The organism is Lampropedia aestuarii, assembly GCF_004803635.1.
Taxonomy (GTDB): domain Bacteria; phylum Pseudomonadota; class Gammaproteobacteria; order Burkholderiales; family Burkholderiaceae_C; genus Lampropedia; species Lampropedia aestuarii.
The window spans coordinates 52,225-65,034 of the sequence record NZ_SSWX01000011.1 but is presented as its reverse complement, the minus strand read 5'-3'; the positions used below and the strand labels follow the sequence as shown (position 1 = coordinate 65,034).

Below are 12,810 nucleotides of genomic sequence, written 5' to 3'. Positions count from 1 at the left end.
CCTGTGATGCGCGCCGCCAGAATTTTTCGCACAACAAGCTTTTGAAAAGCAGGAGACATATGTCAGTGACCATTTCTAAAGGGCACCAAGGTGTCCAGGCGCCAAGCCAGTCCAGTGCATGGCAGCGCTATTTTCAATTGGGCCTGCTCACGCTGGCTGCGGGCGCTTTGTATCCATTGCTGTATTTGCGCCAAAACTTTGAAGTGACCTTGCTGCAGGCGTTTGGTATTTCTGCCGACCAGCTGGGCGAGCTATACACCATTTTGGGCATTGTTTATGTGATCACCTACATCCCCAGTGGCTGGCCGACCGTGTCAGCTCGCGCTGGTTGGTGGGCTTCTCTTTGGGGGCAGTGGGCTTGTTGGGCATGTGGTTTGCGACTTTTCCTGACTTTGGCTCTTTACAACTGATCTTTATTGGCTGGGGCATTGCAGGCGGCCTGACCTTCTGGTCTGCGATTTTGCGGGCGGTGAAACTGCTGGCCACTGAGCGTGAGCAAGGCCGCTTCTTCGGCATTCTTGATGGGGGGCGGGGCTTAACCGAGGCGGTGCTGGCATCGGCGGCGGTGGCGATTTTTGCCTACTACGCCAGCCGCCCACCGCAAGGCTCTTTGGGGCCGGTGATTAACTTCTATGTGTACACCTGTTTGGCGCTGGGCGTGATCTGTACGTTCTTGCTGCCTAACGATTCGGCCAGCAGTGCCGAAGAAAAAAGCACGACCAGTGTGAAGTCATCCTTCTGGAGGGATGTGGTCTTGCTGCTCACAATTCCTGAGATTTGGCTCATCAGCCTGATCGTGCTGGCAGGCTACCAATTGCTGTGGGCAACCTACTCGTTCTCCAGCTATATCCAAGAGCATTTCTCGGCATCGGCGGTGGTAGCGGGACAACTGACTTTGATCAAGCTGTGGATGCGCCCCATTGGTGCGATAGGCGGCGGATTTTTGGGTGACCGCTTGGGCAATACCAAGGTGCTGGGCTGGGGCATGGTCATAGCTGCCATCGTTTGGATCGTGTTTGTTGCGGTGCCTTCTTCAGTGCCTACCTGGTTTTTGGCAGCATGCATTGTGATACTGGGCTTGCTGACTTACTCCGTACACGGCTTGTACTGGGCCATTATTGACCGCAGCCAGGTGCCTGCACGTGTGACCGGATTGGCCATGGGCATCATCTCGATGATTGGTCTCTCGCCCGATATTTTCCTGCCAATGATTCACTCTGCGATCTCGCACCGATACCCAGGTCAATTGGGCACGCAGATTTATTTTGTCTACATCGCCGTCTGCTGTTTGCTGGGCAGTCTGTTGGTGTGGATCTACCACAAACGCACTGAGAACTACCGTTTCCCCGGCCAGTGAGCCTGAGCGCTGCACTATGTCTAACAATGCGGACAGGGTGTGGTCCCTGTCCTGATACCACCGAGCCAAAGCCATGAAAATTACCTCTCTTGAAACCTATGTTGTTGCCGTACCGCCTCCTTATATTGGTGGCCGCTACTGGATCTTCGTGAAGCTCAAAACCGACTGCGGTATTGAAGGGGTTGGCGAGGTGTATGCAGCATCTTTTCACCCTAGCGTGATGGAGGCGGCAATTAGTGATGTGTACCAGCGCTATTTGGAAAACCACGATCCACACCATATCGAGCGATTCTTCCGTGAGGCGTACTCGAGTGGTTTCACGCAGCGCCCAGATCTGAGCATGATGGGCGTGGTCAGCGGCTTGGAGATGGCGTGCTGGGACATTATTGGCAAAGCGGCTAACCAGCCGGTCTACCAACTCATTGGGGGCAAGGTCAATGAGCGCCTGCGCTCCTACACCTACCTCTACCCTAAAACAGCCGACGGTGAATACAGCCACGATTACGAAGACATAGAAATTTCGGTCGCCTGTGCACAAGAGTATGTCAAGCAAGGCTTTACGGCGATCAAGTTCGATCCTGCAGGTCCGTACACCGCATATTGCGGCCACCAGCTGAGTTTGGACTTGATGGAGCTGTCGGTGACGTTTTGCAAGCGCTTGCGCGAAGCCGTCGGCTCCCAGTGCGATCTGATTTTTGGCACGCATGGCCAGATGACGCCTTCATCGGCGATTCGTTTGGCCCGCTATATCGAACCTTACGATCCGCTGTGGTTTGAAGAGCCCGTGCCGCCAGGCCAGAACGAGGCCATGGCGCGCGTGGCTGCACGCACCAGCATCCCGGTTGCGGCAGGTGAGCGTTTGACGACCAAGTACGAATTCTTTGACGTGCTGCGCAACAATGCGGCCTCGATTTTGCAGATGAACTTAGGCCGCGTGGGCGGGATTTTGGAAGCCAAGAAAATTGCCAGCCTGGCCGAAGTGCACTATGCGCAAATCGCGCCGCACCTCTATAACGGCCCGATTGGCGCGGCTGCCAGCATTCAGGTGGGCGTGGCATCGCCTAACTTCCTGATCCAAGAAAGCATCATGCGCTGGGACGGGTTCCACGCTGAAATTCTCAAAAAACCTATTCAGTGGGAAGACGGCTACATCATTCCTTCCAACGAGCCAGGTTTGGGCGTGGAGCTGAATATGGATGTGGTCAAGGCCCATACGCCCTACACCAGCAACCGCCTGCATTTGACGGTCTCCAGCCAGCCCTTTGATGTGAAGGCCGGCCCATCGGACAGCTGGAAAGCACGCTACGCAACGGATAAAGAGTGAGTTGAGATGAGCGCTTCACAGTTCGACTACATCATCGTGGGGGCGGGCTCGGCCGGTTGCATTATGGCCGAGCGTCTGAGTGCTTCTGGCAAGCACCGCGTGCTGTTGCTGGAGGCTGGTGCTGATGACACCTCCTTCTGGTTGCGTATGCCTTTGGGCTTTGCCCAGCTGTTCTACCACCCCAAGTACAACTGGCGCTATCGCACGACGGCGCAGAAAGAGCTGGCCAACCAACGCGTGTACACGCCGCGTGGCAAAGTGGTGGGAGGCTCTGGCGCCATCAATGCCATGGTGTATGTGCGCGGCCACCAGCAGGATTTTGACGACTGGGCAGCAGCAGGCAACTCGGGCTGGGGCTGGAGCGATGTGTTGCCGGTCTTTAAACGGCTGGAGTCGCACTGGGCTGGCGAGACACAATGGCATGGTGCCAAAGGCCGTATTCGCATTACCCGCGATGCGGTGCACCCCATTTGCGACAACTTCTTTGCGGCCTGCGAAGAGCGCGGTTTTGTGCGCAACAACGACTTCAATGGCCCGCAAATGGAAGGAGTGGGCATCTACGATATCAACACCCGCAACGGCCAGCGTGACTCGTCGGGTGTGGCGTATTTGCGCCCTGCGAGAAAACGCCCCAATCTGGTGGTGCAAACCCATGCATTGGCAGAGCGGGTGCTGTTTGATGCGCATAAGCGTGCGGTAGGGGTGGAGGTACTGGTGCATGGCCGCCGCCAAACATTCCGTGCAGGCCGCGAGGTGATTCTGTGCGCTGGCGCAGTGGAAACACCGAAGCTGCTGCAGCTGTCTGGCGTGGGGGATGCCAAGCTGTTGCAACAGTACGAGATTCCGGTGCTGCAACACGCTCCGGCGGTGGGTCAGAATTTGCAGGACCATCTTTGCGCTTCTTACTATTACCGTGCTAGCCGCAGCACCAGCAATGACGATATCCGCAGTCGCCCACAGCAAGTGCGGGCCATGTTGCAGTATTTGTTTCAGAAGAAAGGCGTGTTTGCCACGACGGCCAAAGCAGGGGGCTTTGTGCGCACCAGCGAGGCGGTTGCGCATCCGAATATGCAGCTGTACTTCAACTCGCTAAGCTATGTGCTGCCGGAGTCTGGTGGCGCACCGCGTGTGCAGCCGTATTCGGGCTTCACGATTTTCTTTGCGCCCAGCCGCCCTACCAGCCGTGGCAGCATCACACTGCTAAGCCGGGATGTGCAAGAGGCGCCCGCAATCGACCCGAACTATTTGGCCACCGCCCACGACCAGAGCGAAGCCATTGCCGGCAGCAAGCTGGTGCGCAGCATCATGTCGACTGCCAGCATGCAACAGGTCACGGCTGAAGAAACCAGTCCTGGCAGCAGCGTGAGCGACGATGCCAGCATGCTGCAATTCTTTCGGGAGCAAAGCGGCTCGATCTACCACCTGTGCGGCTCTTGCGCGATGGGCAGCGATCCGCAGCATTCCGTGGTCGACAGCCAGTTGCGGGTGCATGGCGTGCAGGCGTTGCGCGTGGTCGATGCATCGGTGTTCCCCAACATCACCTCGGGCAATACCAATGCGCCCACGATGATGGTGGCAGAAAAGGCAGCAGACATGGTGTTGGCCAGCTCCGCCCTGTAGCTGCGTTGCCATTGAGCGGTCAACACATGGACCGCTTTTTTCTCAGCCGAATTGCAATTGAATAGCTGGTCTATGACTGCTAGGGCAGCGCTTTGCCGCAAAAGCGCACAAGAAGACAACATACAACCAATAAGGAGACATTTGTGACAACCACAGCAAGCAAAATCGCACTGCTGGCCTGCGTTTCGGTGCTGGCTGCCAGCGCACAAGCGCAGTCCAGCGTGACGCTCTCGGGCAGTTTGGATATCGGCGTTTTTAAGGGCTATCAAGGCGGCACACAGGTGGGCGGTATCAGCCGCAGCATGTTTGCTTTCAGTGGCGTGGAAGATTTAGGGGGTGGCTTGTCTGCGACCTTTAAATTGGCCTCGCGTTTCAAGCTGCAGGACGGGCAGATCGAAGACCCCAAGTCTTATTTTGGTGCTGAATCAACCGTGGGTTTAAAGGGCAGCTTTGGCCATGTGCGCCTTGGACGCGCCATGACGGCCTTGTGGCAAAACGATTGGCATTTTGACCCTTGGTACAACTACGACGGCATTGCGTCTCCGGCATGGTATCTCTGGCATGGCAATTCCGCAGCCGATCCAAACTACAGCTCGGATGGGGTGAGTTTCTCACGTTTGAACAACGGCATTTACTACGAAGCGCCGACCATCGGTGGCTTTACAGGCTATGTGTCTGCGGGCCTGCAAAAACAGGTCGATGACAAACACCGCAGCCTGTCGGTTGCTTTGCGCTATGCCTACGACCAGCTCTCCTTGCTGGCAGCCATGGAGCGCACACCGGAAGACAAGCGCGTGACCTTTGTGGCGGCCAAATACGCCATAGGCCCATGGCAGGTGATGGCCGCGTATGACCATGAAAAACTGCCCCAAGGCGATAAAAACCGCTCCTACACCTTGAGCGGACAGTACACCGTAGGCAGCATGAGCTACAAGCTCGGTTATGGGCGGCAGCAAGATTACAAAGCGAACTTCTTTGGTGCCAGCGCGGTGCACGCGTTCTCCAAGCGTACCAATGTGTACTTGAGCGTCGGCAACCAGGGCAAAAACCTGTGGGGCCGCGACAGCAGTAAAACAGCCTATGGCGTAGGCTTGGCCCATAGTTTCTGACGGAATAGGGCTGTGTTGCCATTGGTGTGGTGAGGCGGCCGTGCAGTTGTGTGAATGAATGCCACAGCATGGAGATTCACGTGTTAGCATGCCAGCCACCCTTGGCTGCAACTGCGTTGCAGCCAAGAACGTGCTGACGATCTCCGCGCAGACCGCGTTGGGGCGTGCCAACACGTTCTATGGCTCCACTGACTACTGTCCATGGCCCTGCGATCGCAATCCTGATGTAGGTGAGGGTTGCTCGAGATCGTCGATTCGGTCCAGGCCGATGCAACCCTGATCCCTTGATGAATGCTATTGCCCCATTGCCAGATGACAAGTCCAAAGCGCCCGCAGTAGACGGCGCACTGGATATTTTGGAAGCACTAACGCAATCGACACTGCCTTTGACCCTGTCAGAGATTTCCAGCCGCGTTGGCATGCCGCCTGCGACCTGCCACCGCATTGTCGGAACCTTGCTCAGGCGCGAGTTGGTGGTGCGCGATCTGCAGCGCAAAAAATCGTATTGCATCGGGGCGCGGCTGTTTCAGATGGCATCGACTGCGTACTTCCAGCAGCCGGTGGTCTCGATGTTCCACTCCATTGCCGATGTGCTGAAAAACGAATTGCACGAGGCCGTCAATCTCAGTGTGCTGGCGGGCTCCAAGGCACTCGTGGTGGCCAACGTGGTGTGGCCTTTTTCAGATGCATATGGGCGCTACGTAGGGCAAACCTCCATGCTGCATGAAGACGCCTCGGGCAAAGCCATCATGAGCATGCAACCGGCGTTTGTTCAAAAGCTGTATTGGGATGAATTCATTCACCCTGGCACCAGCGCCGGTTTGAGCTTGGAAGCATGGCAGCAAGAGCTGGCTGCCATCAAACGGGTTGGTTATGCACTGACCCAAACCGAAGGCGCACCTGGTTTTTATACGCTGGCCACCGCAGTGCTCAATCGCCGTGGCGAGCCGCTAGCGGCCATGAGCGTGTCTTTCGCTAACAACAAGGACGTTCGTCCACATGTGACGCCGCTGGTGCAGGCGTGCTGGCAGCTTTCAGCGCGTTTGGGGTGAGGACGAGATGACGCGCAGCTGCACGATGCAGTAGCAATCAAGCAACTCAACGCCTCATTGCCTGATGCATGTATTTAACACAGCTGGATGGTGCCAAGCTGAGCTTGGCTTTTTACCCCAAGCCCAGTCTCTGAGGGGGACGAAGTGATTGGCTCATCGGCACTCTGAAACTGCCGTCCTGCACTGCAGAATCTCCAGAGGAAAGCCGCGTTACGCTTGGCTGTCTGACGTTGGATTTGTTCGTGCCTGACGTCAATCGCGTTCGGCACTGCACTACGCATGGCAGCGCAAAAGCCTGGTGTTGCCTTCGGCTGTGGCCTGCCTCATTGATGCAGGCAGGTCGCTGCGATGGCAAATACCAACTTCTTTATTTCGCGGGCGCTGCAGGCATACGGATATCTACGGCTTCTAGCTGCTGCAAGAACTGCTTGATATTGTTTTGCGCAGATCGGTTGATCGATTCTCTGGCCCGTGTGCGTCCAATAAATGCGTAGTCAGATGGCACTTCGCCTTCGGCCTGTACCTCTTTGCTAAAGAGCACGGCGCCGCTGCGTTTGTCAACCAGCGCATAGCGGGCGATTGTCTGGGTTTTGAAGTCGACGGCTAAAGAGGGAAATTCAACCGCAAGAATGGTCACTTGAAGATCGGCGGTGTGGCCTGCTGTTGCTTTAAAAATAGCGCTGCGCTTGAGTGCTTCCTGCAGCGATTCTTGCCAGTACCTGTCCACGCCTTGGTATCTTTTGGGCAAGTCTGCGCGCTTGTCTGAGCTGTCCATTGTGACAGTGACTGTGCCCAGTTGCGCATCTATTTTCTGCGTGCTTGTATGAACATCGGTGACTGCAAAGTCGTAGGCTGAGGGGGATTGGCAGCCAGCCAAACCAATGGCCAGCGAAAGTGCAGCTAACTTCCATAATTTCATTATTGCATCCTGCTTTCTAGTGGTGAACCAGTCAATGGAAATAGGAGAGGGGGCTCTGCGCGCAGAATCAAATGGGCGAGTCAAATGGGCGAGCAAGGCGTATTTGAAGACCAAAGTGCTTGCTCGTGACAAAAAGTCCTGCGCTCTGGGAGCCTGTTCAAACTGCCATCGGCAGTAATCAGGTGTTGGCTGCCAGTATATAGAGACAAACGCCAGCATCGTGGCCAATCTATGCTTGCTTATGAACTGGCTCTGAGGATCTGTGCGTTGCAGATGTTATCGGCCTGGCCATCATGCCCGGCCCGAAACACCGGGGCGCGAAAGCATTCGACCATTGTTTGGGCCAGTTGGCTGATGCCTTGCTGAGTGGTCTGTTGTGTTCGTCGCAGAAATGCGCTGCTTTCTATATAAAAACTATTTGCATATTCTGAAGTTTTTGAAAAAGTTTATGTAAATCAATGGCTTGTAGAAATGGCTTTTGCGTATAAGCACATGACGTAAATATTGTTTACCTGTACGGGCTTCGGCTTTGTAATGCGGACATTGCCAAATGCCCTGGTTCACAGCGGATTGCCTGCTTTTGACGTGATGGCGCTTGAAGTTCCCAAGCGCCAGGTCTGCATTTGGTGGCCATTCAGATGAAAGGATTAGCCGATGAGCCGCACTATTAAAACCGCCATTGTGAATGGCAGCCTCAGCAAGCCGTCGCGCACGCGCGCGTTGTTGGATGCTTTGCAGGACCGACTCGCTGAGGAGCTGGCTTTGGATGTCGAGGTCATTGATTTGGTCGACTTGATTGAGGACATTGGCCCGACGCTTTACCGCAACAACTTGTCAGCAAAATCTGTGCTGGCGCTGGAGACGATTGAATCGGCTGAGTTCCTGGTTGTTGGTGCACCAGTGTTTCGCGGCAGCGTGCCTGGATTGTTCAAGCATTTATTCGACTTGGTTGAGCTACAAGCACTCGATGGCAAGCCCGTTATGCTGGCCGCCACTGGCGGCAGTGCCCGCCACTCACTGGTGATTGACCACCAGTTGCGTCCTTTGTTTGCTTTCTTTCAGACGCTGACATTGCCCATTGGTGTTTATGGCACTCCCGAAGAAATCCAAGATGGGCAAGTGGTCAGCGAGGCTTTGCGCCAACGTATCGACCTGGCTGTGCAATTGGCCGTCCCCGTGCTGCAGACATTGCGCAAAAAAACTGAGTCTGCGGCCCATACTGCAGAGGTGGTGCAGTTAGAGGTCAAAGCAGCATGACCGAGCCGGTTGCCAGTGCAAGCCCTGACCAGCCAGGCAGCAGCGCTGCCCAAGCGCAGCAAGCCCTTTCTCTCGCTACCCTAGGGCCAAAGCATGCCGCAGATACCGAGCCTTATCACATTCCTGAAGGCGATTTTGCCGAGGTGGCGCGCAGCTTGAGTCAGCAGTTTGCAACAAGCGCAGCCGCTCGCGATCTGGCAGGCGGCACGCCTTTGGCAGAGCGCCAGGCGTTGCGCCAAAGTGGTTTGTTGGCACTGTCGATTCCCCAACAATATGGCGGCTTAGGCGCAAACTGGGTGCAAACCTTGGACGTGGTTCGCCAAATTGCCACGGCTGACAGTTCGCTGGCACATGTGTTTGGCTTTCAACACCTGCATTTGGCCACTGTGCAATTGTTTGGCTCGCCTGCGCAATGGCAGCCCTGGCTGGAGAAAACCGCCCGCCACCGCTGGTTTTGGGGCAATACGCTCAATCCTTTGGACAAGCGCACGCTGGCAACACAGCACGATGGTTATTGGGAGTTTTCTGGTAAAAAAAGTTTTACCTCGGGTGCTTTGGATTCACACATGTTGGTGGCCTCAGCGATTGACGCCAATAACGGCCAACTGCTCATTGGTGTGGTGCCGACTGAGCGCAGCGGCATCCGCTTGTTGCATGACTGGAATAATATGGGCCAGCGCCAGACCGATAGCGGCTCGGCCTTGTTTGAGCGCGTGCGTGTCGAGCTGGGCGAGTTGTTGCTCAATCCTGGCCCTTTGTCTACGCCACGCTCAACACTGCGGCCTTTGCTGGCGCAGCTGATTTTCGTCCATGTGTTTTTAGGCGTGGCCCAGGGTGCATTCGAGCAGGCCAAGGCGTATACGGTCGAAGAGGCCAAACCCTGGTTCAAATCTGACGCAGAAGTCGCCAGCAAAGACGTGCATGTGCTGGCCATGTTTGGCGAGTTTTGGTCGGCCTTAGAAGCGACGCGTTTGCTGAGCTTGCAGGCTGCAGAGCGCTTTGAGGCCGCTTGGCAACTGGGCGATGCAGTCACCCCTGCGCAGCGCGGTGAGGTGGCCGTTGCCGTGTTTGCTGCCAAAGTCGCAGCCAGCCGCAGTGGCCTAGATTTGACCAGCCGCTTGTTTGAGGCCACGGGTGCACGCGCCACGCATGCGGCACTGCGCTTTGACCGGTTCTGGCGCAATCTGCGCACCCAAACACTGCACGACCCCTTGCACTACAAGTTGCAAGAGTTGGGCGATTGGGCGCTCAATGGCGATTTTCCGCAGCCGAGCTTTTACTCGTGACCCGGCCGCCATTTGCAACCCCATCCAGGCGCGCCATGTCTTCTATTCCATCCTGGCCACTGCATTCTTCATTGCGCAGCCAAGGGCGTGATGCTGAAGCAGCACGCGAGCAGGCCCACACATTCAATGTTCCTGAGTTTAGGCCTGCATCGCAGGCTGCAGGCCCAGCACCGGGCAACGATGCGGCTTGGGTGCTGCAAGATCCCGCTTCAGAACAATTGCGCCAAATGCTTGAGCAAGTCGCATCCAGCGATGCTGGCGTGCTGTTTTTGGGCGATGCCGGAGCGGATAAAGAAATGGCCGCCCGTTATTTGCATGGTATGAGCGGCAGGCGCAATGGCCCTTTTGTCTCAGTCAACTGCGGTGCTTTGGCCGAAGGCATGATCCAGGCCGAATTGTTTGGCCATGTGCAAGGGGCTTTTTCTGGCGCTTTTGACAATTTGCCGGGGCGTTTAGAGGAGGCCCATTTGGGCACGCTGTTCCTCGATGAAGTCGAAGATTTGCCACTGCACATGCAAAGCAAATTGGTGCGTGTGTTGCAAGAGCGCACGCTCTCGCGCATGGGCAGCCAGCAGCGCATTGCGGTGGATGTGCGGGTCGTGGCCGCGTCCAGCAAGTCGCTGGAGCAAGCGGTGGCTTCGCGCAAATTTCGTGAAGACCTGTACTATTTATTGGGGGTGGTGCGGCTGCCCGTGTTGCCATTGCGCCAGCGGCCAGCCGACATCATTGCTTTGGCTGAACACTTTATTCACACCTGTTGCCAGCGCATGCATTACGCGCCAGTGCAGTTGAATGTCCAAGCCAAAGAAAAGCTGTTGGGCCATGACTGGCCTGGCAATAGCAGGGAGCTGGAGAACGTGATCCAGCGCAGCTTGCTGCTCAGCCGTGGCCTGCATATTGGTGCGCAAGACTTGAGCCTGACCGAGGCCCCAGCCCAGCTGGCGCCGTTGGCTGAGGCTTGGCCGGCAGAGCACCAGCAGGCCAAGGCCTTGGCCGATGTGGACCTGGATGAAACGCTAGAGAGTTTGTGCGACATCCATGACACAGGCCTTGAGCAGCATGTGCTCAACGCCTTGCTGCTCAAGGTCTGGCAGCGCAATCGCTACAACCAAGTTCACACCGCCAAACAACTGGGCATAAGCCGCAGTGTGGTGCGGGCACGTTTGCTGCGCTTAGGAGAAATCTTGCCATCGTCCGGCACGCAAGGGGTGGCTGACAAAGAAGATCCGCCGCTGATCATGCGGCCCGGTAGCACAGAGCGCAGCAGTGCTGCAGGCACAGCGCTTGGCTGAGCCACAGACATGCCTGGTATGCGGTTCATCCGCATGGCCGCATCGGCTGCTACAGAGTGAATTTACAAAGAAAGACCCGTGCGATGACTGAAAACACCCACACCATTGAGAATAAAACACATCCTGAGATTTTTTGGTTTTTACCGACCTCTGGCGACACGCGCTATTTGGGCAGGTCCGATTTTGGCCGCGCCCCAACGAATGCTTACTTGCGCAGTATTGCGACCACCAGCGAGAGCTTGGGCTACGACGGCCTGCTGATTCCGACTGGTAGTTCGTGCTTGGACCCTTGGGTGGTGGCGTCGAGTTTGGTGCCGGTGACCAGCCGTATCAAGCTGCTGGTGGCGCTGCGCACGTCGCTGGGCTCGCCGGTCGCCAGCGCGCGCCAGGCGGCCTCCTTGGATCAGGCGCTCAATGGGCGTTTGCTGCTCAATGTCGTGCCAGGCGGTGATGCCACGGAGCTGGCCGCGGAAGGCATTTTTCTAGACCACGACACACGCTACAAATACGCCGATGAATACCTGCGCATTTGGCGCGAGGTGCTACAAGGCCAGACCGTGGATTTTGACGGCGAGCACTTCACCGTCAAAGGCGGCAAGAACTTCTTTCCACCTGTGCAATCACCGTATCCGCCATTGTATTTTGGTGGGTCGTCGCCGGCTGCGCATGATTTGGCGGCCAAGCATGTCGATGCGTATTTGACATGGGGCGAGCCACCCGAGGCGGTCGCAGAAAAATTCGCCGATATTCGCCGCCGGGCCGCCGAATACGACCGCACGATCAAGCTGGGCGTGCGTCTGCATGTGATTGTGCGCGAAACCAATGAAGAGGCCTGGGCCGACGCGGACCGGTTGATCAGCAAGCTCAGTGACGAGGACATTGCCAAGGCGATGCAGAACTACGCGAAGATGGACTCGGTCGGCCAGGCGCGCATGGCCGCCTTGCACGGTGGTGACCGTAATAAGCTGGAAGTCGCCCCCAATTTGTGGGCTGGGGTCGGCTTGGTGCGTGGTGGCGCGGGCACTGCCTTGGTAGGAGATGCCCAAACCGTGGCTCAGCGTTTGCAGGAGTATGTCGACATTGGCGCAGATACGTTTGTGCTTTCGGGTTATCCGCATCTGGAAGAGTCGATTCGCTTTGCCGAATTGGTGTTTCCCTTGCTCGGCAAACAAGCGGTGACGGTCAATGACCGGGCACAGACTGGTGGCGCTTTTGATGGGCGCGGCGTGCAGCAGCAGTCTGGCAGCGCATCCGCTGCAAGCGTTGCTCTGCCTTCACCCTAACAAAGACGCTGTAGTGCAAGAGGCACGCGCATGGCCAGCGATAGCCAACGGTGCGTGATTGATAGGCACTGCAGACCTGCCTTTTGGCATGATTTTCGGGGTGCGACGCCCAGCTATAAGTACGCATTTGCACAATGCCCTATCGTGGCCTGAGCGCGGTCTTCAACGATCTGCTTTGCAAGTCTTTTGTCTCTATCGCGATGGCAATGGCTTTCAGCATACGCCGGGCCGCGCATCTCGCGAATGCACGCATCCATCCCAATGCAGGTTTTTACAGGGCTTGCTTAACCGCCCTGCCAGCTCGCGTGGCC

11 protein-coding genes are annotated in these 12,810 nt (G+C 56.6%); 10 read left to right on the top strand and 1 reads right to left on the bottom strand.

Annotated features, from left to right (window positions below; all coding sequences use genetic code 11):
* The first annotated feature begins 59 nt into the window (after positions 1–59).
* The 6 genes from E8K88_RS18330 (at position 60) to E8K88_RS09790 (ending at position 6,462) form a co-directional block, all read left to right on the top strand.
* Positions 60–410, top strand: a complete 351-nt coding sequence (locus E8K88_RS18330) for a hypothetical protein (RefSeq protein WP_240754439.1) — start codon at positions 60–62, stop codon at positions 408–410.
* The gene (locus E8K88_RS09810) at positions 332–1,357 is read left to right on the top strand and encodes an MFS transporter (protein WP_338092873.1); all 1,026 of its coding nucleotides are present in this window, start codon (positions 332–334) and stop codon (positions 1,355–1,357) included. The genes E8K88_RS18330 and E8K88_RS09810 overlap by 79 nt, the downstream gene beginning before the upstream one ends.
* A 73-nt stretch (positions 1,358–1,430) precedes the next feature.
* Complete coding sequence (locus tag E8K88_RS09805) at positions 1,431–2,681, top strand: mandelate racemase/muconate lactonizing enzyme family protein (protein WP_136406491.1); 1,251 nt, start codon at positions 1,431–1,433, stop codon at positions 2,679–2,681.
* Positions 2,682–2,687: 6 nt separating this feature from the next.
* A complete protein-coding gene (locus E8K88_RS09800) occupies positions 2,688–4,301 on the top strand; it encodes a GMC family oxidoreductase (RefSeq protein ID WP_136406490.1) in 1,614 nt (537 codons plus the stop codon).
* A gap of 143 nt (positions 4,302–4,444) precedes the next feature.
* Positions 4,445–5,410, top strand: a complete 966-nt coding sequence (locus tag E8K88_RS09795; protein WP_168797298.1) for a porin — start codon at positions 4,445–4,447, stop codon at positions 5,408–5,410.
* 287 nt (positions 5,411–5,697) lie between these two features.
* Positions 5,698–6,462: an IclR family transcriptional regulator gene (locus E8K88_RS09790; protein ID WP_136406488.1), complete on the top strand. Its 765-nt coding sequence runs from the start codon at positions 5,698–5,700 to the stop codon at positions 6,460–6,462.
* A 367-nt stretch (positions 6,463–6,829) separates the two neighbouring features.
* Here the strand turns inward: E8K88_RS09790 and E8K88_RS09785 are convergent, their stop codons facing one another.
* Positions 6,830–7,381, bottom strand: a complete 552-nt coding sequence (locus tag E8K88_RS09785; protein ID WP_136406487.1) for a UDP-N-acetylglucosamine acyltransferase — start codon at positions 7,379–7,381, stop codon at positions 6,830–6,832.
* A 654-nt stretch (positions 7,382–8,035) separates the two neighbouring features.
* Here E8K88_RS09785 and msuE point away from each other — a divergent pair.
* From msuE to ssuD, 4 genes are all read left to right on the top strand, one after another.
* Positions 8,036–8,638 (top strand): FMN reductase, encoded by a 603-nt coding sequence (gene msuE / locus E8K88_RS09780; protein WP_136406486.1) that lies wholly within the window; start codon positions 8,036–8,038, stop codon positions 8,636–8,638.
* Entirely contained in the window at positions 8,635–9,924 is a 1,290-nt protein-coding gene (locus E8K88_RS09775; RefSeq protein WP_136406485.1) for an acyl-CoA dehydrogenase family protein, read from the top strand. The genes msuE and E8K88_RS09775 overlap by 4 nt, the downstream gene beginning before the upstream one ends.
* A gap of 35 nt (positions 9,925–9,959) precedes the next feature.
* Positions 9,960–11,216 carry a sigma 54-interacting transcriptional regulator gene (locus E8K88_RS09770; RefSeq protein ID WP_136406484.1) on the top strand — a complete coding sequence of 419 codons (1,257 nt, stop codon included), beginning with the start codon at positions 9,960–9,962 and terminating at the stop codon, positions 11,214–11,216.
* 83 nt (positions 11,217–11,299) lie between these two features.
* Complete coding sequence (gene ssuD / locus E8K88_RS09765) at positions 11,300–12,499, top strand: FMNH2-dependent alkanesulfonate monooxygenase (RefSeq protein ID WP_136406483.1); 1,200 nt, start codon at positions 11,300–11,302, stop codon at positions 12,497–12,499.
* The last annotated feature ends 311 nt before the right edge of the window (positions 12,500–12,810 follow it).